The sequence below is a fragment of the Enterococcus rotai genome, assembly GCF_001465345.1.
Classification (GTDB): Bacteria; Bacillota; Bacilli; order Lactobacillales; family Enterococcaceae; genus Enterococcus_L; species Enterococcus_L rotai.
In genome coordinates, this window is sequence record NZ_CP013655.1 from 3,374,863 (window position 1) to 3,398,154 (window position 23,292).

Sequence of the window (23,292 nt, forward strand, 5' to 3'; positions counted from 1 at the left end):
TTATCTATTTTCCTAAGGATTGATTTGTGCAGCTAGATATTGTAACAACGTTCCGTTCCGCTTCACCTTATAAAAAATGAGGAAATTGGCATTGAAACGTTTTTTGTTTCACTGACGATTCATCTATTTTCATAAGGATTGATTTGTATAGCTAGCTAAGTTAAGACTTGATCCGTGCAACTCAAAGCAATGCCTAACGGTGTAACAAACATTGGATTTGTTGGTTTGTATGTTGGGATTCCAGTCACTTTTTCTATAATTGTTTCAATATTTTTAAGACAAGCAGTACCACCTACCAAATAGATACCTTCGACGTTATAGCCTTGTGTCTGCTGAATAATAATTGAAGAAATTTTTTCGATCACAGGTTTCAAAACGGTCAACAATTCATCATGGTTCTTCTGATTTCGCTTATATTTTTCTGCTGCTTCAAAGCTAAATTTATAAGCGCCAGCAATTACCAGAGACAAATGTGTACCGCCAGTCGCTTCATCAGCTACTTTAATAACTTGACCATTTTCCAAGATAGAAATCCCTGTAGTTCCACCACCAATATCGACTACTGCCCCATCAGTAACGTTGAGCAATTGGTTGGCTGCTGTCGGTTCATCTAATAGATTGGTCAATTCAAAACCAGCACTCTGAACCACATTTTTGATTGCACCGCCATCTAATTCATCTGTTCCAGGTGGTAATGACGCTGCCGCATAAATTAGTTCCGTACCTAATTTTTGTTCCAGTTCTTCTTTAAGTTCTCGAACAAGTTCAACTGCACCAATATAATCAACGACCATACCGTCTCGAACAACATCCGCATAACGATAAGCGCCTGCCACAGGTTGATAGTTTTCATCTAAAATAGCTAGCACAACACAAGCGGTTCCTAAATCGACTCCAGTATAGTAGGTTTTTGAAAGATGTTTTTTGGGTTTTTTGATCACTTTTTCAAAATCTGCAACAAACTGATTACATACTTCCATTGATTGTCTTTTCATTCGTTTCTCCTGCTAGTTGTTTCTTTAGTTCAATTATTTTAATCGTTGCTTTAATAAGTATCTGACGATATTGAGGGTATTCTGCTTGAATCAAATGAATGATGCCGCATACTTTTTTTAGCTTGATCAGTAATGAACCTTGTTCGCTGAAAATATGCACAGCTTCCAATTGAAATTCTTCTATTTCAGCCAAGCTAGTCTCTTCATCAGAACTACTTTGTCCTAAAGCTTGGGTCAATGTTTTTTCTATGTCGAAGAGCCTTTGACTTATGCTCAACTGCAGATCCATAGCTAAAAGTGCCGCTTCTAAAAGTTCTGAAGATAATACTTCTTTATACCCATCTAAGGTTGTTAATTGCTTTAGTGTTTCACCTTTTTGCTGCATTTGCGCTTCAGATAGAATTGGAATTTTATTATCTAAAAGAAATTGCTTTGCTCCGGGTGTTAACCGTAATTGATTATTTAAATAAAATTGTGTAAAAGCCTCTTTTCCAAATTTCGTTCGAAGCTCACTTTCTGTCACAAAATGCATTAATAACCACCTCTTAGCAACCTCTTATATAGTTGTTCTAACTCTTGTAGGTTCGGTTTTCGTGGATTTGTAATCGTACATTTATCATCCATCGCTTTTACGGCCATTTCTGGAATCGCTGCTAAAAATTCTTCTGAATCAATCCCATAGTCTGTAATTAAACTTGAAATGCCTAATTGTTTCAATTGTCGGTTCAATCCGTTGATCATAGCATGAACTGTTGCTTTGGGTGTTCCAGCTTGAAAGCCTAAAATATTCGCAATTCTTTGATAGGTTGCTAAACTAGGCTTTTCTTTTTCTAATTCTAACCCTGCATTGTAGCGAATAACATGTGGTAATAACAGTGCATTTGCTCGACCATGCGGAATATGAAACGTTCCACCTAAGGCGTGAGCTAAGCTATGACAAATTCCTAATGAAGCCTCACTAAAAGCAATTCCAGCTAAACAAGATGCATTATGGACTTGTTCCCGAAGCGCTAAATTTTCCCCGTCGTTCACGACAGCAACTAAGTCTTTCCATATGATTTTTAAAGCTTTTTCACTGGCAGCATCTGTAAAATCAGTCGCATCCGTTGACGCTAAAGCCTCCATGCAATGAGTAAAAACATCGATTCCAGTATCAGCTGTTACACTTTTTGGTACACTCACAATCAATGTCGGATCTAAAATTGCTAAATCTGGGATCATTTGATCATTTACTAGTGCATATTTACTTTGATTTTTTGGATCAGAAATCACAGCAAAAGAGGTTACTTCACTACCTGTTCCACTTGTTGTAGGAACACAAATGAGCTGCATTGAAGTATTCTTTTCCGCTATTGTGTAAATATGACGAATAACTTTGGCTGCATCCATTGCTGAACCACCGCCTAAGGCAATTAGTCCATCTGGCTTTAATTTAATTGCCGCCATTAAACCTTTTGTAACAACTTCAATCGTCGGATCAGGTATGATCTCTGAAAAAATACTGCAGCAAACATTTTTTTCTTGTAATGACTGACTAATTTTCTCAGCAATTCCATTTTCTTCCATAAATGGATCGCACACAATTAAGACTCGTTTAAGTGAAAGAGTTTGAATCGTCGCTAATGCATCTACTCCTGTTATAATTTTTGCTGCCATTTTGAACTGTTTTAACATATACACTCCTCCTTTCACCTAATTTCTTCAACAAACCCCTGAATTTCTTCTTTGTCTAAATGAAGGAAAAATTGTCGTTCTGTACAGCCAATTTCCTCTAAACTATTTTTTGCAGTTATTTCTTCACTCATCTTCTGTTCCTTCGTTTCAAAAACCGCAACACCGATCACTGGCACTCGTTGCGCCTGAGCAAAGTTAGGTGGATAGCTTTTTTTCATACTAGGAATGGGCACCAAAAAAAGAACTTTACTAGCTTTTTGCTGCAATGAAATAATATGCTTGTGCATCCACGGACTTTCTAAATAGGAACTTGGAACAATAATCGTTTGCTCAGTAAACAAGATATTAGCCACTTTGCGTATCGGCTGGCTTGATTGTTCAATAGCTTGTGCGATGATATTCGTATGTCGAGGATTCGGTCCAATAATTAAAATACGTTTCTTCATGTTTTGCTCACCGGCACGATGTCATAGTTTAATTTTTCTTTTAAAATCGTTACGACAGCTTTCAAGGCAACTTCTACGCTTTGAACATCACCACTAACCAAAACAGATCCTGTAAATCGATCTAGGAAATCAACTTCGACACCCGCACTTTTCCCCGCTACATCGGCAGCAATAATAGCTGCTTCCACCGGTGAAATCGTTAAAATACCGATAGCTCCTTGTGCTTCGATTCCTAATGATTCGTATACTTCTGGAATCGGTGCCGCAATCACATGTGCTAAAGTCACTTGTTTACCTGGAACAGATTCTTCAATGACTCGTCTTGGAGCGTCTTCTTCCATTTTCACGACACATCCTTTCTAATGACGGACAACTCGAACTGGGAACTCATATTCTTTGATCCAGCCTTCAATCTGATCTAACTCTTCATCAGATAATGAAGGATCACCAGCTACCGGATATTCCATCCCTAACTGTCCGTATTTATTGACCCCGAGTTTATGATAAGGAAGTAAATCAATTCCTAGAAAGTTTGGATAGTCTTTGTATGGAAGTAAAAAATCAATAATTTGTTGAATCTCTTTACGACTATCATTAATCATTTTCAACATTGGCATCCGGATTTGAACTTGATGTCCGGCTTCTAAAACCTCTTTCAGGTTTTCTAGAATTTTTTCATTACTAATACCTGTTAGTTCATTGTGGCGAACAGAATTCATATGTTTTAAATCAAATAAAAACAAGTTGACGTATTCGGCTATTTTCATTAGTCGATCCATTCTTGAATGACCACAGGTTTCAATCGCTGTATTGATTCCATCTGCACGGCAAGCTTGCAATAAAGCTAATGCGGCTTCCGGTTGAGCTGTACATTCACCGCCACTAAGCGTAACGCCGCCGCCAGATTGTTCATAAAAAGCATCATCTTCATGAATCACTTCCATCAATTCAGAAATGGTTTTGATCTCACCTGTAATATTCAAAGCCTTCATCGGACAGACATCAACGCAGGCGCGACAACCGTTACAGGCTATGTCGCGTCGTACTTGATGATGATCATTTTCATCCATGTAATGAATACCCATCGGACACACATCGATGCACGCACGACAATCACTACAGACGCTTTCTTTGTACATTACTTCGAATTTCCGTTCAAGTCCTTCTGGATTGGCACACCATTGGCATCTCAGTGGACAGCCTTTGAAAAAAACGATCGTACGAATCCCAGGACCATCGTATAAACTATATTTTTGTACATTAAAGATCATCGCTTGCCGTTCAATTGTCGTTGTGTTTTGAGTATTCATTTCTTCATCTCCTGCTATTAAAACTTCGTTAACATTGTTCGGCTGATGATTTCATCTTGAACATCCTTACATAACTCAACGAAGAACGCACTGTATCCTGCTACCCTAACGATTAAATCACGGTATTCTTCTGGATGTCTTTGAGCTGCTAACATTGTTTCATTATCTAAATAGTTAAATTGCATTTCACCATTACCTAAAATGCTGGCTGTTTTTAATAAAGTGATCAAACTTTCTTCACCTTCAGGAGTATTTAATAAACCTGACATGATCTTGAAGTTATGCACCATTCCCATGTTCATTGTGTCGTTCGCCATTTTAGAAATAGATTTCACAATTGCTGTCGGTCCTTTAAAGTCCGCTCCTTGTGATGGGCTAATACCATCAGACAACGGAATCCAAGCTTTACGACCATTTGCCGAAGCACCAGTCATTTGGCCTAGAGGTGTGTTATTTGAAATCGATAATGTTCCATGACATAGTTCTGAATACAACGTTTTGTATTGACGGTGTTCTGCTTCTGTAAAGTGAATCAATTCCGCTGCAATTAAATCTGCGTAATCATCATCATTGCCATATTTTGGTGCATTTAAGCAATCGGTACGAATTTGCTCATAGCCAACAAAATCAGCTTTCAAGGCACGGTTTAATTCTTCTAGTGTATATTTTTTGTCATCGAAAACTAGTTTTTTGATAGCCGCCATTGAATCCGCATAAGTCGCTAATCCAGACCAAACAACACCTGGTCCAAAGTTATACATTGCGCCACCTTCGGAAACATCTTTACCATTTTCCATACATCCTTCGTACATCAATGACATTAATGGCTTCGGTGCTAAATCGCGATGAACTCGTTGCGTAATGACCGTAGCAACGGATGACCATTTTGTAATATATTTGATTTGCCCTTTAACGGCTTCCTCAAATTGTTCGTATGTGGTAAATTGAGAAATATCCCCCATATCTGGACAAACTTCTTTGCCGTACCATAACGGTACACCACGATTTAAAACAAGTTCGATACAGATCGGCCATTGTGTATAAGCTGTTGAAGTCCACTGATATAAGCGGCCTGCTTTTTGCGGTTCAACACAGCCCATTAAACAATAATCACGGGCATCTTCGATTGACACCCCTTTTGCTAGCATCATTTTGATATGTGTATCATCAAAGTGACAAGCTGGGAAACCGATCCCTGCACGAACAACGTCTACAATTTTCTTCAAATATTCACGTGGTGAGCGATTATGGATTCGACAAGCTAATGATGGTTGATAAACTTTGACATGACGAACTGCATCCATTAATAAGTAAGTTAGTTCATTTGTAGCATCGTGTCCTTCACGGGTCACGCCACCAACACACATGTTAACAAATGGTTGATAGCCAGCGAAGAATTTAGAACCGCCTTCACTTGTGATCCACATCATTTCAGACATTTTAATCAACATACAACCCGCTAATTCAAATGCTTCAAATTCATTCATTTTACCTTTATCTAAATCATTTTTGAAAAATGGGTACATATATTGATCCACACGGCCAATTGACATCCCAGTTTGATTTTCCTCTACAACAAGTAATGATTCAATTGTCCAAACTGCCTGAATCGCTTCCCAGAAAGTTTCTGGTTTGTGTGCTGGAACTTTTGCATTTATTTCAGAAATTTTTTGTAATTCAGCTTTACGTTTAGGATTTGTTTCTTGTTGCGCTAATTGTGCTGCGTATTCAGACATTCGACGGGCATAAATCATGACACCTTCAGTTGTATCGATCAATGATTTATAGAAATAAATTTTTTGAATGTCATCAGGATTTTGATAGTCTAAGTTTGCTAAATGTTCTTGCGCTTCTTTTTGAATATCCAACATGCCTTTTTTCATTAAAATAACATCATAGCCTGGATTAGAATCGCCACCACCATTTAATTGATGGTATGAACAATCGGAAACAAATGACTCCCCAGATAATTCCCAAACCCCTGCTTCGCGGAATTGATCTTCGCAATATTCATCAATTGATCTGCCCTTCCAAAATGGAAATAGCTCTTCGCGCATAATCCGTTTATCTTCATCGGAAATATAGAACGGATCTTGGGGGCGACTTGAAATCGTATCGATTTCCTCTTCCATCCAACGCCAAGCGATGTCTGGAGAAAAAGCGCCTGCTCGTGGTGCGCCATTGGGTGCTCCTACGATCAATTCATTATCTTGAATAACTAAGGGAGCTGTTTCACAACATCGTTTAAATGATTTTGCTCTTAAAACATTTTTGGGCATTCCTGGATTTTCTTTGGCAAGTTCAGTGATTACTCTTGCACGATGCGTTGTGATCGTCGGTTTTTGTTTTAAATAATTTGCCTTTAAAGCTTCTAAACGACCCGTAATCCCATTGGGAATTGCCGATTCATTGTCAGAAGCAAAGCCACCACTTGTCGAACTAGTTTCTGTTGTATCATCTGCAACGGTTGCAAACATTTTCATCAAGGCACTACGTTCTTCTGAACTTAGTTCTTTGGTTGCTTCGGCTAATTTTGCCGAAAATTCTTTAATATCCATTTTATTCCCTCACTTTACAACAAATTATTTTTCCATTATTTTTTTTAAGATTTTTTCTAATACTTCTGTATCCAAGCCGTTTTTGGGCTCTGTTGTCTTATCTTCTACGATCGAATCCATTGGATAGCTGATTTCTCGAACATACGTCAAATCTTTTGCAGAAATGTTTTTGGCACTAATCCCGCGTCCTGTGGTAAAGCCACCAAGAATAATTGATACCGGTAAAGTCGAATTCAATCCCAAACTTGCCGTACTCGCCGGTGCATTCACAATCATGCGTCCTACAGGTTTTTTTAAGGCAAATTCTTTCAAAACTGACTTGTTTTGCGAATGAATTGCTAGTGTATGTCCGTTATTTTTTTCTTTTAATAATCGGATCGATTTTTCACAGGCATGCATCCAATCTGGTTCTAAGTAAAAAGCCAAAACTGGACACTTCATCTCATTTGCAAAGGGATCTTCGTCATACATATAATGTTGCTCTGAAACCAAGACTTTCGTCGATGGGGCTACATTGATTTTTGCTGCGTTAGCTAACCAAAGAGCATTTTTTCCAATACAAGCTGGATTGATTTGATTATTTTCTGGTTGTAGCAACTCTAGTAAATTGTGTTCTTCTTCTTTTGACAAGAAATGCGCACCTTGTTGCAACAACAAGTCTTTAACTTCAGATGCAATGACTCCTTCTGCTATTAAATATTGTTCTGTCGCTGGTAATAACCCGCAGTCATATGCACGACTTGTTATAATTGCTTCAACTGCTTGTTTTACATTTGCTGAACGTTCAATAAAAACTGGTGTTGCACCTGATCCGCCATAAATGATCGGCCGTTGGTAATTGGCTGCGTTGATATAGTTTTGATTACCAATAGCTAAAATCATTGAAATGTCTGGACTGGCTAGGATCTCGTTTACACCATTTTCTGTTAATGAACTGATACAGCCTAAGTAGCCTTTAGGCAACCCATTCTTCTCGCAAATTTCTTTCACTTTTTGAAAAACTAGCTGAGTTGTTTTTTGGGCTTTAGCATGAGGGATCAGGAGCATCGCATTGCCTGATTTTATGCCGATCGTTAGACTATAGATAACATTTAATGCCGCATTTTCTGCTGGTAATAGAACTGGAATTACCCCAAATGGTACGCCAACTTGTAGAACATTCCCCGCTGAATCTTCTACGATATTTCCAACACAAAGCTGCGGCTCCAACTCATTAGATAACGCTTCCAAAAACTCTGCTGTCAGTAGCTCTTTATCTTTGTAGCAGCCCATATTGGTTTCTTCGACCTCAGCTGCTAAAAAATGGCTAATTTCTGGTTTAATTTTCTCAAGTAGTTGTTTTATAATAGCATCAAGATTTTTTTGCTCGTAGTCTTTCACTAATTGTTGTGCATCACGTGCCGTTTCAACTAAAATACGAGCCTCTTGAATTGATAATAGATCTTCGTCTACATATTGCATCTACTATGCATCTCCCTCCTCAACAGGTAAAAGATTACTTAATTGATAACGGTCAATCATTTTATTTAAATCGCCGTGAGGACTTGCAATCACGACTGAGCTGTAAACTTTCGCACCGAGCTTTTCAACAGCGGTAATGCCTGCTTCAACAGCCGACTGACATGCAGCAACATCTCCTTGCACGATCACAGAAATGTATCCTGAGGCAACATTTTCATACCCAACCAATTCAACATTTGCAGCCTTGCACATTGCATCACAAGCCTCTAAAACAAAAACTAAGCCAAATGTTTCGATTGCACCAATTGCTTCATAGGTCTTCACTCATCTTCCTCCTTATATTAGCTATCAATATCATGAACTGAAACAATATCACCAACATATGAAATTGGTCGTGGCATCACATTTTGTGCTGTTAAATTACCAATCTCTGCTGCCGCTTTGGCCCCCGCTGCAACAGATGCTTCAACCGCTGCAATGTCTCCTTTGATCATGATCGTTACTAGAGTAGAACCAATATTTTCATAAGAAATCAGTTCAACATTTGCAGCTTTCAACATTTCATCAGCAGCCTTTAGCGCTGGAACTAACCCTGTTGTTTCGACTAAACCTAAAGCTTCTTCGCCACGATATCTCAATGTGTTCCCTCCTTACACTAAACGATATTTTTTATCAACATATTTATCGACGGTTGCTCTACCTTCATCGGTAATTCTGTAGTAAATGACTAATTTATCATGCTCATCCAAATCATAAGTTGCTAACTCAACCATTCCGTTAGCTTCTAGTGCCATCATATGTTCTAGATACATCGCTTCGTTAAATTGTTTTTCTTGCCCATATTGAGGGGCTAATTCCGCCATAATCTGAGCAACATCTATTTCTCTTTGGTCATACATTTGGTTTAAAACAGCAGTTCTACTAGGTAAAAGCATCTTATGCATCCCCCTTTTTAAGTAAATCTAACGGGTTCATTGTAACTAGAATTGCACCGATCACAATAATAATCGAGCCCATCACCATTGTTGGTGTCAGCGTTTGACCTAAGAAAATGACACTAAATAGGACACCCCAGAATGCATAGGTTACATTCAATGACATTCCGATCGCCGTTCCCACCATCGCATTAGCCTTGTACCAAGTTAAGAAGGAAACAGCTGCACTTAATCCAGATAACACTAACCATAAAACAGGCGTTACTGCTGCAAGTGTTCCAAATAATAAGTTAAAAGCACCAACTGCTGGTACGACAATAATCAAAACAACCAAACCAGAAATCAATTGACGTAAGTTTACTGCTACATCGGTATCAATCATTGCACCACCAAAACTTGAAAATACACCTTCTAATCCCCAAGCAATTGCAGCTATCAACGCACAGATGATTCCTAGCGTAAAGTTAGGAGCTCCCTCTGGTTTTACCATATTAATCGTAATTGCTCCAGCTACGACTATCACCATTCCTAGAACAATTCGGGCAGTTGGTTTCTGCTTTAAGAAAATCCAAGAAAACAAAGCCCCAAACAAACTACAAGTTGCTGAAATAGGAATGGCATAAGCGCCAGCCATTGCTAACCCGACAAGATAAGCCCCATTCGCAATCGGTCCACCTAATAGAAATCCTATGACTAATAATTTCCCAGGCTTTGTATGCAAGGTTCTCATCAATTCTTTTAATCTACCTTGTTTTGCGTTATAAAATAAAAGTAAAATTCCTGCAAAAAAATCATTTAACCCAGAACAAACAAAAGGTGCCGCCAAGAACCCCGCTGCACTAACTAATGGATCATAACCACTAGCTACAACAACTAATGTTGAATAAATGCCATACGTGATACCAGAAATAATCCCATTACTGATTCCTTTCACTCGGAAGCCTTTTTTTGCTTGATCCATCTTAACGTCTGCATTGGTACAAGAAATATTTTTTCCGCTTTCCATATTTACTTCTCCTCAATCGTTATTTTCAATTATCTATTTGGTAAAATATTTTCAACTTCACTATGTGGACGTGGAATAACGTGTACAGATAATAACTCGCCAACACGTTCAGCTGCCGCAGCACCTGCATCGGTTGCAGCTTTGACCGCACCAACATCTCCTCTGACCATAACAGTGACAATACCGCCACCGACAAATTCTTTTCCAATTAGTGAAACATTGGCAGCTTTGACCATTGCATCTGCTGCTTCGATCGATCCAATCATTCCTCTTGTTTCTACCATTCCTAATGCATCATGTTTCATGTTTTTCTTCCTCTCATTTTCAAATTAAAAAACGCTTTCTTTTTGACAAAACCATCGTATCAGATGACCTTAAGGGCGTAGTCAATCTATTTTTTCAATTCTTTTCTGTGTATAACACAGATCAATCTGTACTAACACAAGACATATTCTCATTTAGTTGCTCTAATTAAGAATAATATTGGAGATCGTTGCGATAACATTTATTTAAACAGAAGTGAGAATTATTCTTATTCTAATTCGTTGCTTTAATAACTGTATGTGCACTAGTACACCTCATGATCATTTTTTCACATGAAGTGTCCCAACCCGAACTTTAAATGCGTCTATATTTCCGATGATTTTCAATTTCTATTAAAATTCAATAACGTAAACAATAGACAGAAAGGCTATTATTATAGTCACATAACTCTATATTTAATAACAAAAATAAAAGGTTACCCCATAGGGCAACCTTTTGAAAATTTATTCACAATAAAAAGGAACGACAGTCTTTCGCACTTCAGACTACTGTTCCTTTTCACTCTCACACCCTAATTTTTTCTGCTGGAATCAACAACTCAACCACAAAATTATCGACATTCATTGTTGACCAGTAATCAATGACATAGCGTTGATAGACTTCATTTTTGCATTGATAATTATTTTCTTTTGCCCAGGCTTGCATCTTTTTGTATTGTTGTGCCAAGTTAGCCAAATTTCCAATATGATAACTGGATAAAAACATTTGCCCACCTATGTTCCGTCTTGGCATCTTAGGATTTGGTACACCAATCGGTTTTTGCATGATCATCATTTTTGAACATTGAAAATCACCTGCTTCACAATCCTCAAATCGAAGAATGACCGGTCCAGTAATCGCACAGTTTTGTTCTTCTAAATAGTTTACCCAAGGAATATTGATCACAGCATCCATATAGTTATGGCAAAACTCTTGCTCTAAAAATACATAGTTTTCCTGCTCAAAATATTTAACGTTCACACTCTGTAATTTGTTTTCACTGGCTAAAGTGCCTTCTCTAATCAAACCTAGCCAATCTGAAACAGCGGTATAGCTATTACGGATTCTTCGTTCTTCAAGCTTTAATTCCTCTAATTTCGTTAAGAATATATTTTCTTGAAAGAAATAGTCCCCTGAATGTTGAACCCCTTTCATTTCCTGTAGCTTAAAACCCATTTGTTTGTAATATTTGATTACAGGAATACTGTTCATTGTTTCTTCTGTGTAATACCGATAACTATTTTCCTCACTTACATGATCTGGTTTCAATAATCCTAATTGCTCATAAAAACGTAATGTTTTGCGGGAAACATTACATAATTTGGCAACTTCACCAATTGAGTACATTTGATTAGTCTTTTTACATATTTTTGTATTATTCATTAGACATCTCCATTACTCGCAGCCACTTATATTATTGATAATCTCTGCACAATTGTCAAGTGAATATCTGAGATATCTATATTTTAGTGCATTTTAAATAACAATCGGAATGTTATGATACGCTATCATTTTCTTTCATAACTATTGATGCAGGATTTTTTATTTTTTCTTGTAGAAAAGCACCTAAGAAAAAACGATTAACAAAGAAGCGGACATGTGTGATAAAACAAGTATAATTCACTGAATTGTATCGATTTCTTGGCGAAATGAGTATCAAAACATGTTTACGATTGTAGCGACTAACTTAGCCTTTTTCACCCCATCCTGATCTTCATTTTTGTCTGGCTGAGCAGTGATTCAATAAATGGAACTCCTAAATACTTTTTCGTTCGTAGTCTCTGTTATTTATTTATTCATAGCTTAAATCTATTTTTAAAAATTAGTTTTGTAAATTGATATAGTTATCTAAAATAAGTCATGGTATAATCATTTTGTAATAAAATTATATCTTGAAAAGAGGAATTGAAAAAATGAAAAATGTGGTTGGTAAATTTGTCAAAGTTCTTTGCATTATTGTAATTATTTTAGACATTATTGGTAGTGTCGCTTTATTTTACGCAATGAACAAATATGATGCTGTAGGAATTTTTATTAGTAATTGGCAAAATAATCTGTTTAATCTATCGAATTCAGATGCCAGAGCGATGAATTCGATGATCCTATTTCTAGTTGTACCAATTGTTATATTACTCCTTTTACCCAAAAAAGAAAAAGTTAGTACGGGAGTGTAATTAGGTGAAAAAAATATCGATTGCTTTATCTCTATTAGCTGCGTTAGTTTTACTTGGCGCTTGCGGTCAGTCTGAAAAGAGCAAAAATGAAGAACTAACTAAACAAGCGGAAACCGTTTTAAAAGGAAAAGTCGAAATTCCTGAAACATATTTTAAAACAAAAGAACAAGTGACTGCTGAATTTGATTCTGTCGGACTAAAACCAAAATTCGTCGTTGCCAATTTTGATGATGCTGCACAATACAATAAGCGATTCCTAAGAAAAGATGAGTGTGATCAAATCTCTAGTGACCAAGGTGCTGTTACTTATTATGATACGAAAGCAGTTGGTGATAAGCATGGCTTTTACGCAGATAAAGGAGCAACTATCATCGTCGGTTAATCGGATCACGACTACGATGGAACGCAAAATAAAGAAAGTACAACGGAGGAATCTACTTCCTCTTCCAGTAAGAAAAACAATGAAGTCGTTACCTCTCAAGAATCAGAGTCACTGGCTTTTGAAGCTAAAGATGTGTCAGACGAAACGATAAAATCAATAAAAACGTATGAAGATTATTTAAATATGTACTAAGCAATCATCAATAACTATTTCTCCGATTATGAAAGTATGATAAAGGATACGATTTTATATAATCAAACCTCGTTTGACGAACAAAGAAAGCAATTTGAAAAATATGGCAATAAACGCCTATTTGGTAAGGATTCTTTAGTTGACTTTTTAATTGACTATCGAGACAGTCTGAAGGAGATTACTGATAATTTAGCAAAGACTTTACAATAAACAATCGGAGAGAAAAAAATTTCTTGCTAGAAAATCATACTATCTAATTGGAAAACATTTATCAATTAAATACAGGGCTTTTTTTGAAACTAATGAATAACTTGATAGTTCTTCAAAAAGTAGTGAGATCAGAGAAAGTTAATTTTTTTACTATTCTGAAGCTAAGAAGAGGTTTACAAAATTTGTACTTTCCATTTTGAATTTCTGCATTTTCTTCTAAACTACTCCTTTTACTACCAGCATTATTAAGATTTTATGCGCATGAGACTAGGAATAACTTGAAGAGTTATATCCCAACCTCATGCGCATTCTTTATTTAACACCCAAAAAGAAACAGCAAAAACTTTTCGGCTCTTCTATAATTGGATAATGAGAGTCTGATTCCATATTTTTTAAACAAAAAATGATTGCTCGTTGTTTTTCGATTACCTTGCAGCACTTTTCATGAAATAGTTAAGCTCATTTCCGTTTAATGTTTAACAAAAGAGTGAATATTAGAAGCAACGGCTAAACTTTCAATATAATCATATACTGATTCTTCATTATACCCTTCCCTAATTAAGGCAGATGCTATTAGTGAATACTCATTCACCAAATTCGTTTGAAAAATGCTACTATCATCTGTATTAATGGATATAGGAAGATTAAATACTCTAGTTTCATTATTATCTTCTATATGTTTACGATTTAGATTCAGTGAAGGTAGCTTGATATACTGATCAACATAAGAAATTTTTTTATTTGATGTTGGGTTTGATTCAATAAAGACTCTCATCTTCAATACTTTTCTTTTAATTATTTGTTGCACGTTCTCCAGACAGTGAATAAAAACAGGAGTGACCACCATCCCTATAGACTGATCAAATTTATTTCTAAACGCTTCAGAAAATGAATAGTTCAAAAATAAATTCCTTGCCTTGTCATTCATAAAGGCTGATTCATGCCATTGATTTTTATAATTCAGCTTGTATTCAAATTGACGGCACACTTTCTTATAAGACATCTGCTCATTATATTCTATATGTGCATCTGGGCAATCTCCTCTTAAAAAATAAAAATTAAAATAGTCGGCAAATGATACCAGGTTACTTTGATCAAATAGTAAATGATTGTATTTTGTATATTCCTTTTTTAAAAATAATAAATTGCTGTCTTCTTTATACTGATTATCTTCTATTAGTACAGAGTACATCCAAACTAAATCATCTAGATAATCTCCAATAGAACACATCACCTTCTTTCGCTTGGTTTCATAGTAATCAGCCACATTGATTCCTAATGCTAACGCATGACCTAGACGATCATTAGAACGATAATCGCAAAAAGTTAGCACTTCATCTACTGCTCGTATGCCATTACTTAACGTTGAAAACTCTTCCCCCACATGATAAGTAGCGTATAAGCTTTCACTATTTTCAGCTAACTGTCTGATTTTTCTAAAATACAAAGAATATAATGTCGGTCTATTTTCTAATTCATAATTTGCAGTATCTATTCCTAATATTCTATGTTTAAAAGAGTCTACCTCTGACACTAAACTTAATTCATTAATTTTAACTAATGTTTCTAATAGTATATTGGTTTGATGTTCTATTCTCTCTCTCTTCGTCTCTTCTGTTTTTACTGTAGTTTCACCACTTATTCCAAGTGTTTTAATAAAATGAATAATTAAACCAAATTGAATTTCCGCTGGTGTTTCCAATCCTTGCTTTTTCATTCTACTTTCTGCTAGCTGATGCTCCTTCTTATTTAATCTAATCATTCTGCTAAGTTCTTTTAAATAGTCATCTGGCGTTTCTTCTGGACCAATTCTAAACTCAATTCGTTTAACATATCGCTCACAATAGTATTTATGAAATACACTACGAATAACATCTTCTTTACTTTTCTTATCTTGAATAAACCAGCTTTTATTGTCTTCTTTCTCTTTAAATTTAGCAAATCCCATTCCTAAGTTATCTTGTACGAATTGAAACTTTAGATCAGTCATACCACAAATATATAAATTGAAAATGAATAAGAATACTTTATGATATTCTAAATTTCTATCCGTACTTAATAGTATCATCATCTTTTTTAAGAAGTGTAATTCAGAAGAAGCATAATTTGTTACATCACCTTTATTGTCAAAATCTGACCACGCATCTTTAAACTCTTCCAACAAGATTTCCAAGTCAACAAGATGCCTTATTTCAATTATCGTCTGTAACATATCATCGGATAAAAGAACCTGCATAATAATATCAATCCAGTCAAAATCTGATAGAGGATATTTCGCAAGTTTTGCTTCTAAAATCAAACGAATAACTTTGAATTTCAATATAAAGTGCACTTTCTCAGACACATTTTTGTCAGACTTTACAAGTGTCGCATAAACACCCTCAGTTCTGACAAAATCAGCATAGTCATTCACAGCAAATAAAGAGCATTTTATGAAAGAATACCAGTTAATATCCGTAATATAACCTGAAGCCTTTAGGTGCATATGATTTTCTGATAAACCAATCCGCTTGAATATATCATAAAGGCGTTTGTTATTATGATTCAATGTACTTGTTAACAAATTTGTATCGTTATTAACATGATTGGAGACAAGGTAAGCCGCAATAAATAACTTGATATCAACTTTATTAATCAATCCATCCCATTCTAATAAATCATCAAAATGGATATAAATACCTTCTATCCCTTGACAAATGATTGAATCAGTAACTAAAAAGATTAAATATAGAGCATTACTACTATCATACTTATCTAGTAACTGTTGCGTTACCAAGTTTAATATAAAATCTAAATCATTGGTATTATAGTTATTGGGATATAATAGTAGATATTTATTTTTAATTGTTGTTCTCAAAGATGTACTACTCAAATCAAAACATTCATCTATCTGACTTAAACTCGATTTATCATAAATAGTAGATTGATATAAATGATCATTAAATGATAATTCCTTGTATACAATACGGATAATTCGATCAATTTCTTTGTACAATACAGTGCTTTCTTGCTCCATGCTAACTGTCTCCTTGGCGTTCCAATTCTGTCACTATTTTTTCTAAATAGCTTACTTCTAATCCCGAAATTTGGTTTCGATTGCTTGGTCTTATAGTATCTGTTGCACGTTCTTTTTCTCTGTGAGTCATTGAACTTGGCCAATTTCTATACACAGCCCAATAGCTTCTCAAAAAGTCTTTAACTATATTAACATTTATGTTATAAGCATTCGGTTCATCATTATACATGTCAACAAAGCGATTAATATTTTGTTTAGCTTCATCTAATAGTTCAGATTCATCTATCAGCGTTTCCTCTTCCTTCGCTAATTTTAATTTTTCTATGTCAATTAACGGTTTGAAGACAGAACTCACAGCACTGGATTTCACCACTATAGGAATTGACATGTTAGCACGTAAACTGATTTCGTCACTAGTGTTTAATGTATTAACAAAAATATCATTTACTTTATCTAAAGCGTAATTAAATGGATTTTTTTCATTTTGTCGTGTATAACTTTTGCGAACAAAAAAGTCCAAATCAAACATATTATAAAATAAATATTCTTTTAATTCCTTCCCATAACAAATATGATGAAATACCTCTAATACATAACTCATATCAGTCAAACTAGCAAAAGGATCTACTAAATAATTATATCCATTAACAAAAACTCTTTTTTCGAAAAAATTCCTAAATTTAAAACTATAATATTTTTGACTAGGTTGATAGACAGGCTGATCTTCCCCAAATTTTCTAATATCTCCTGAGGCTGAAATATCACTAAAAAACAGTCTTTGAACATAATATAAATTAAAATTTGTTTCAGCATACTTTCCATTTAATTTATCATTATAATAAAATGTATCTGGCATGATTTTTCCTTTAACCAGCATGAAATACTGTTCTAATCCAATCTCTTGTATAATTTGTCTCAGTGGCTCGATACTTTTATCATGCTCAACAGTATTAGAATTAGGAGCAGATACTATATTACTTAAATTAAGCTCTTGCATTGACTCATCATAAATCCCCTTCACTGCTTCACTACTACAAAATTTATTAAGCGATTTTGTTAACAACAGTAAATTTTCAATTGAGTATAGTATTTTTAATGCATAAAGAAAATTCAAAGCTTGAACATTTCCGTAATATTTTGTTTTAAAACGTTCAAAAACCGTGAACACATTTCCTAATGTCACATTATAAGCTGACTTATGATAAAGATTCATCTCATATTCTGATAAAAGCATATCTTCATGTTGGACTTTACTACTTTCAACCAAATCTAGTAAGCCAGTTACCACCAAACTGTTACGCGAGCTATAGTCACGTTCTAACCAACTGTCAATTATATTCATATAAATTTTATTCAAACTGTCTCTAAACTTTGAAATTAAAAAGTATTTTAATGATTTAATGTTTTTTCTCATGAGAGGCAAGCTAACTTCCAATTTTTCATCACGGTCAATAGCTTCTTGAAATGGGTGAAAATTATGAATAATTTCTAAATACTGCAATAATCCTCTCAACTGTCTTGGATAAACTAAATCAGTGATTTCAATCTGATCCATTGGTTCTATAACCAATCTTGTTTGTTTTCGCACCTCTTCCTTCATAAAATCCGTAATAGTCTTATTTCCAAACACATCGTTTATTTGTGGTTTTTCAGCTATAAAAGGACCAAGTATATCTTTAATTTTTGTTTGTTTATTAATTAATAAGTAGGTTCTTTGTGCACGAGGCAATCCTTTTTCAAGCATGTTTGTAGCTTGCTCTTTAATTTCTTCTGCAGTAATAAAAGGTGTTCTACCAGTATCAAATATCGTAGAAAATTCCGATTGACTTACCAAAATATTTTTATTATCTACCAATAAATTCGATACTACGGAGTTAATTAATTGCTCTTCTCTATAGGCTAAAAATAGCACAACTTTTTTTTGATACTGTAAAAATTTGAAAATATCCTGCAATGTTTCATATGCAATTTCATTAGGTACTAAATCCAAATCATCAATAAATAAACAGATGTGCGAATATTCTTTCTCACTTGTCATATTGATAACGTCTAGATAATGATCAATTAATTCAGTAATATTTTTTCTAAATTCCATTTGATTTTGTAAATTATCCAAGACTTCTACCCGTGTTTTATTTTCCGCATAAGAACTCTTTTCGATACGCATATCTTGCAAAAGTTTTACAATTTCTTTTATTTTTTTATCAAATCGTACTTTTCCATAAATTGATTGATCTTTCAAAGAATAACGACCATCATTTTGGCATGCAAGATCTACTTTATTTTTCATCATTGCTAAAACAGACTCTATCAACTTAATTTTCCCTGCAAATAGGCTAGGATCAAGTGTTGGAAAACAATACAAATTAGTGTGCGTCTGTTCAAAAATCATATTTCTTTCAATCGAATTTCTTAAAGTATTGATAAAAGAACTTTTTCCCACCCCACGTTCACCAACGATACTAAAAATATTATTTGTTCCTTGATTCTTACTATCCTGTTTCTCAGTGTCAACACATTCATCCGAACGAAATGCTTGAAGCCACTTAATGGTTTGTTGAAATGGCATGCTATAAAGATAATCACTATTCTCGATTTCTTTAACACTTTTAAAGGCTTGATGTTGATATTCTTTACTTGCTTTTGACCAATCAATTGAAATTTCTTGGAAACTTTTGTACATTATTTTTCTCTCCGTTCAGTTTATTTATAAAAAATAGTCAATTATTTGTATACATTCCAAATATATCAATTAAAAGCCTAAAAGTAAATAAAACATTATAAATCGAAAAATACATAGGGTGAACATTTTTCTTCTAATGTAATAAAAGAATTTGTAATTATTGCTAGTTCACCTATATTTCCATAGTAAAAACCACTATTTTAAAGTATCTGAAGAGACAAAATTATTCACCAAAATACATAAAAAAAATGATTGCACAGAACCATTCCTTTTAAAAAAGAAGAATTTCACAAAAAATGGAAATACCATTTTCGTGAAATTCTTCTTTTTCTGGTGTTAAGATCTCTATTCAAACTTCATTTAATAAACTATTACTCTATTTCTAAATTTTCATCTTTCATAGAACTAGCATTTATAAGATTCATCAATTCAAATCCAGTATTCAATTTAGAATAAATCGAACAAACAACAAATAGTTCTTTCCCTGCAAATGTTACCATCTTATATCGTCCAGAAGACGCTGGTATATGATGATGACCATGAATAGCGCCAATTATATTGTACTCCTCAAACAGCTTTTCGATTTTCAATTCTGAACAATTATATTCTTTATTATAAGCTGTACTTTTGGGTGAAAGCATACTTAGTTCATTGAACAATGGCGTATGAGAAACAATTACAGTGGGTATATCATATTCGTTGTTTAGTAACTGAGTCAATGCCTTAAAGATAAATTTTTGTAGTGCTTTTTTTCGTCTCACTAATACAACTGGGATCGTCAGTCCGATATAGCGAATACCGTTATGAATAATGCTATTATTATGTAACACGTGCATTTTGGGAAACCGTTTTTCAAGTTCGACTTTTACACGTTCATAATAAACATGATTGCCTATAGGTAACTTGGACCAAGACTCATCTGGATGTTGCATAAGATCTTGAAACCACCTGTTTTTGAAAAACGGTTGCCATTTCTCCCTTTCTTCATTTTCTATATTCTGATCTTTTGGCAGTACATTTGCTAAGTCATGATTGCCTATAACATAAAGCCCCTTAATAGTTTCATTCACAACATGAGAGTCAGAAATATCACCCACTAAAATATTAAAATGGTCATTCGTAAATGCAAATTCTCTATCAATTGTATGAATGTCAGAAACAACATTTATTAAATGGTTATTTTCTGTTGGAAGTACATTTTCAAAATAGTGTTCTAGCTCTCTTGGATCTACACTATGAGCCACGTATTTTTTCCGAACTTCAGATAGCTCTTTACCAAATTCTGATCGTAAAAGCAGTCTATTATTTGGCGATACAGTTTGCTTGGTGGTAACGATCGCTCTTTCTAGCGTTTCTTTGACGTCTTGAGGAAGTAAAGCTAAAGCTGGTTGAATATCCGTGCCTAATGTTAAGTATCTATCTGACATAAAACCTTCTTGGTCCTGTGTTTTTAATAGTTGAACACCTTTCCCATCAGTCATTATAGGAAAGGTTTGAGTCAACTGAACAACAAAATTTAAGTATTCTGAAACATAGCCTGATATTCCTGTTTTTACATTTTCACTAAATAAAAATTTCCCTGCCAGATTAGCAGAGAGAGCACCTGTTTCATCATGTTGAAGTAAACGTCCTAGAATTTGAATCTCGAATAAGGGATCTTCGAATATCGCATTATAAGCTTGAATCACTTCAGAAGAATGCTCGTCCACCTTTTTGTTCGTTACCTGGAAAATACTTAACTTAAGATAGGTTTTTAGATTTTCTTGATGGGATTCGATATATTGACGAGCTGCTTCTGGATAAAGTAAATACTGAATTGCGGCACGTTGTATATAGTTTCTAGCAGTGTCATATGGAATCGCCGAATAAACAAGCTCACCTTTTGACGATATATTCAACGAGTTTTCTTTTATATTATAGGTTAATTGAAAGTAATCATTTTTAAACAACGTTTTATTGACTGGTCGTCGCTTATTTTCTGGGTACAAATCAAGGCGAGTTGCAAGTTCTGTTGGTAGCCCTATTTCATCTATTTCAGGTGATAATGTGCTTTGTATTTCAACTAATGAAGACTTTTTACGCTTACTTGATGTCATTTACAGCCTCTTTCTTCTAACTTTAATACATTCAGTTGAACGATTTTACGATTTTCCTTTTTTTATCAATAACAACTAGCTCAGCTACAAGCATAGAGCTCAATCCATATACTAAATAAGCGATACGTATAGTATGCATAGTCACCGAGTTTATCATTTGTTTATCAAGTAATGTAAATAGAATCAGAAAAATCAAACTCCCAATATACATTGTTGCTCCAAAACTTCTGTTGGAATATTTATAGACGAAAGGGCGATCCTTTTGATTTGATACTAAAAAAAGAATTCCTTTATACCCTAGTTGACCATGACGATCAGGGTAATAAGATGAAACAAAACACAAAAAAGATAAAACAATCATACCCATCGCAATGTTTACTTCCATATAAATTCCCTCCTCAATGAATACAAACACGTTATAAGTCAAACTGGTCTCAAAAAAAGAAAACGCATTAAATCCTATTACTCTAATTGTAGTATGCATCATTGAACAAATCAAATCATTTTTGCTATATCTAGTGTTTTTCGCTCTATCTTCCTTACGCTATGGATAGAAAAAAACTGAGCATGTCCTTATTTAGAACATCACTCAGTTTTTTTAACAATCATCTAGAAGGAAATCGTCTCCCAATGGAAAATTAGTCGTACAATCTCTGCAAAAACGACTGTCCATTTTGCGGCATTCTAACATCAAAAAACTCTGCCACTGTTGCTGCAACATCCGCCATTGTTTCTCGTTCACCAATCACTTTTCCCTCAATTGCTGGACTATAAACCAATAACGGAACAAATTCTCTGGTATGCTGACTATGACCGATTGTTGGGTCATTTCCATGATCAGCCATCACAACCAATAAATCACCCTCATTTAAAAGAGTGAGCAACTCTCCTAATTTCTTATCACTGACTTCTAAACGATCAGCATACCGTTCGACATCTTCTGCATGTCCAGCCAAATCCGTTTCTTGGATATTGATAAAGAATAATCCATTTTCATTTGCTTTTACTTCTGCAATCAGCTTATCGTATAACTCTTCTGTATTCACCCCTGGAAAAAGCTTTTCACTGGAGGTCTGAATAATATCCGCTGCTTTTCCAAATAAGGCTACTGGAATACCTGCTTGATCTAATATCGTAGGAATTTGAACGTTGGGATTGATCCCGTAGCCAAGATGAATAACATGATAGTCATTATTGTAAACACCTGATTTTGGTGCGTCTACTCCAGCAAATTTTCCAATCACTGTTCGAGCAGCTAACAAGTCCTCTAAATGAATACCATGTCCACCAAAAGTGATCACTCTAGAGACTTTGACTACTTCTCGAACTGCCTTTCCTAAAGCGATCACCTCTTCAAATGAAATATCATCTAGCGCTGCCGACACATTAAAAACCTGTCCCAAATCTGTTTCTAAGTTATCGCCAACAGTCGCCACTTCATTCACGACTAAAATCTTAGGTTCATCTATTTTGCCTACATAGCGAACTTGGTACCCTTTTGTTTTCAAATGATTGAAAACTTCATCGATCACTTCATTGAATGCTTGATTCAATGGCTCTTTTGGTGTCGTTCCAGAAATCTCCTGATGTCCTAAAAATGAATCTGCACCATGATGAGTTAAATTTGCTTTTCCATAATTTGCTTTTGATGAAAATATTAGTTCTTCTGTTTCAAATTCAAGAATATTCATCAATCCAAGTTTTTCTAAGGTAGGAATGCTAATGGTAGGAATTTTTTCTATAATATGTTTTGCTGTATTTGAGCCATTATCTGCCGGTCTGACAAGCGGTACATCTCTCATTGCCCCTACACCAAAACTATCTAAAACATTAATAATAAATCGACTCATT

21 protein-coding genes are annotated in these 23,292 nt (G+C 34.8%); 2 read left to right on the forward strand and 19 right to left on the reverse strand.

The features are described from left to right. Window positions 1-155 precede the first annotated feature (155 nt). The 14 genes from eutJ to ATZ35_RS15130 all read right to left on the reverse strand — a co-directional run bounded on the left by eutJ (window position 156) and on the right by ATZ35_RS15130 (window position 12,071). Window positions 156-995, reverse strand: a complete 840-nt coding sequence (eutJ, locus tag ATZ35_RS15065; protein WP_208927957.1) for an ethanolamine utilization protein EutJ — start codon at window positions 993-995, stop codon at window positions 156-158. Continuing rightward, entirely contained in the window at window positions 967-1,527 is a 561-nt protein-coding gene (locus tag ATZ35_RS15070; protein ID WP_208927958.1) for a hypothetical protein, read from the reverse strand. The genes eutJ and ATZ35_RS15070 overlap by 29 nt, the downstream gene beginning before the upstream one ends. Next, on the reverse strand, window positions 1,527-2,669 hold the full coding sequence (locus ATZ35_RS15075; protein ID WP_208927959.1) for a 1-propanol dehydrogenase PduQ: 1,143 nt from the start codon (window positions 2,667-2,669) through the stop codon (window positions 1,527-1,529). Before ATZ35_RS15075 ends, ATZ35_RS15070 begins: the two co-directional genes overlap by 1 nt. 14 nt (window positions 2,670-2,683) lie before the next feature. Next, complete coding sequence (locus ATZ35_RS15080; protein WP_208927960.1) at window positions 2,684-3,115, reverse strand: EutP/PduV family microcompartment system protein; 432 nt, start codon at window positions 3,113-3,115, stop codon at window positions 2,684-2,686. After that, window positions 3,112-3,456, reverse strand: a complete 345-nt coding sequence (locus tag ATZ35_RS15085) for a BMC domain-containing protein (protein WP_208927961.1) — start codon at window positions 3,454-3,456, stop codon at window positions 3,112-3,114. The genes ATZ35_RS15080 and ATZ35_RS15085 overlap by 4 nt, the downstream gene beginning before the upstream one ends. Window positions 3,457-3,474: 18 nt before the next feature. Then, on the reverse strand, window positions 3,475-4,425 hold the full coding sequence (gene cutD, locus ATZ35_RS15090; RefSeq protein WP_208927962.1) for a choline TMA-lyase-activating enzyme: 951 nt from the start codon (window positions 4,423-4,425) through the stop codon (window positions 3,475-3,477). A gap of 17 nt (window positions 4,426-4,442) precedes the next feature. Continuing rightward, entirely contained in the window at window positions 4,443-6,983 is a 2,541-nt protein-coding gene (gene cutC / locus ATZ35_RS15095) for a choline trimethylamine-lyase (protein WP_208927963.1), read from the reverse strand. 24 nt (window positions 6,984-7,007) lie between these two features. Continuing rightward, window positions 7,008-8,444, reverse strand: a complete 1,437-nt coding sequence (locus ATZ35_RS15100) for an aldehyde dehydrogenase family protein (protein ID WP_208927964.1) — start codon at window positions 8,442-8,444, stop codon at window positions 7,008-7,010. Window positions 8,445-8,447: 3 nt separating this feature from the next. Next, window positions 8,448-8,768, reverse strand: a complete 321-nt coding sequence (locus tag ATZ35_RS15105) for a BMC domain-containing protein (RefSeq protein ID WP_208927965.1) — start codon at window positions 8,766-8,768, stop codon at window positions 8,448-8,450. 17 nt (window positions 8,769-8,785) lie between these two features. After that, window positions 8,786-9,082 (reverse strand): BMC domain-containing protein, encoded by a 297-nt coding sequence (locus ATZ35_RS15110; RefSeq protein ID WP_208927966.1) that lies wholly within the window; start codon window positions 9,080-9,082, stop codon window positions 8,786-8,788. 12 nt (window positions 9,083-9,094) lie between these two features. Then, entirely contained in the window at window positions 9,095-9,379 is a 285-nt protein-coding gene (locus tag ATZ35_RS15115) for a hypothetical protein (RefSeq protein ID WP_208927967.1), read from the reverse strand. Between the two features lies 1 nt (window position 9,380). Next, the gene (locus ATZ35_RS15120) at window positions 9,381-10,385 is read right to left on the reverse strand and encodes a DMT family transporter (RefSeq protein ID WP_208927968.1); all 1,005 of its coding nucleotides are present in this window, start codon (window positions 10,383-10,385) and stop codon (window positions 9,381-9,383) included. 29 nt (window positions 10,386-10,414) lie between these two features. Beyond that, window positions 10,415-10,690: a BMC domain-containing protein gene (locus ATZ35_RS15125; RefSeq protein ID WP_208927969.1), complete on the reverse strand. Its 276-nt coding sequence runs from the start codon at window positions 10,688-10,690 to the stop codon at window positions 10,415-10,417. A 523-nt stretch (window positions 10,691-11,213) separates the two neighbouring features. After that, window positions 11,214-12,071 (reverse strand): MerR family transcriptional regulator, encoded by an 858-nt coding sequence (locus ATZ35_RS15130; RefSeq protein ID WP_208927970.1) that lies wholly within the window; start codon window positions 12,069-12,071, stop codon window positions 11,214-11,216. A 530-nt stretch (window positions 12,072-12,601) separates the two neighbouring features. Between ATZ35_RS15130 and ATZ35_RS15135 the strand changes: the two genes are divergently transcribed. Both ATZ35_RS15135 and ATZ35_RS16845 read left to right on the forward strand, forming a co-directional pair. Next, the gene (locus ATZ35_RS15135) at window positions 12,602-12,862 is read left to right on the forward strand and encodes a hypothetical protein (RefSeq protein ID WP_208927971.1); all 261 of its coding nucleotides are present in this window, start codon (window positions 12,602-12,604) and stop codon (window positions 12,860-12,862) included. Between the two features lie 4 nt (window positions 12,863-12,866). Then, window positions 12,867-13,244, forward strand: a complete 378-nt coding sequence (locus tag ATZ35_RS16845) for a hypothetical protein (RefSeq protein ID WP_244148177.1) — start codon at window positions 12,867-12,869, stop codon at window positions 13,242-13,244. A gap of 871 nt (window positions 13,245-14,115) precedes the next feature. Here ATZ35_RS16845 and ATZ35_RS15145 read toward each other — a convergent pair. From ATZ35_RS15145 to ATZ35_RS15165, 5 genes are all read right to left on the reverse strand, one after another. After that, window positions 14,116-16,662 carry an amidohydrolase family protein gene (locus ATZ35_RS15145; RefSeq protein WP_208927972.1) on the reverse strand — a complete coding sequence of 849 codons (2,547 nt, stop codon included), beginning with the start codon at window positions 16,660-16,662 and terminating at the stop codon, window positions 14,116-14,118. A 1-nt stretch (window position 16,663) separates the two neighbouring features. Then, complete coding sequence (locus ATZ35_RS15150; protein ID WP_208927973.1) at window positions 16,664-19,345, reverse strand: P-loop NTPase fold protein; 2,682 nt, start codon at window positions 19,343-19,345, stop codon at window positions 16,664-16,666. Window positions 19,346-19,716: 371 nt separating this feature from the next. Continuing rightward, on the reverse strand, window positions 19,717-21,441 hold the full coding sequence (locus ATZ35_RS15155) for a metallophosphoesterase family protein (protein WP_208927974.1): 1,725 nt from the start codon (window positions 21,439-21,441) through the stop codon (window positions 19,717-19,719). Between the two features lie 31 nt (window positions 21,442-21,472). Next, on the reverse strand, window positions 21,473-21,826 hold the full coding sequence (locus ATZ35_RS15160) for a hypothetical protein (RefSeq protein ID WP_208927975.1): 354 nt from the start codon (window positions 21,824-21,826) through the stop codon (window positions 21,473-21,475). Window positions 21,827-22,079: 253 nt separating this feature from the next. Then, window positions 22,080-23,291 (reverse strand): phosphopentomutase, encoded by a 1,212-nt coding sequence (locus ATZ35_RS15165; protein WP_208927976.1) that lies wholly within the window; start codon window positions 23,289-23,291, stop codon window positions 22,080-22,082. Window position 23,292 lies beyond the last annotated feature (1 nt).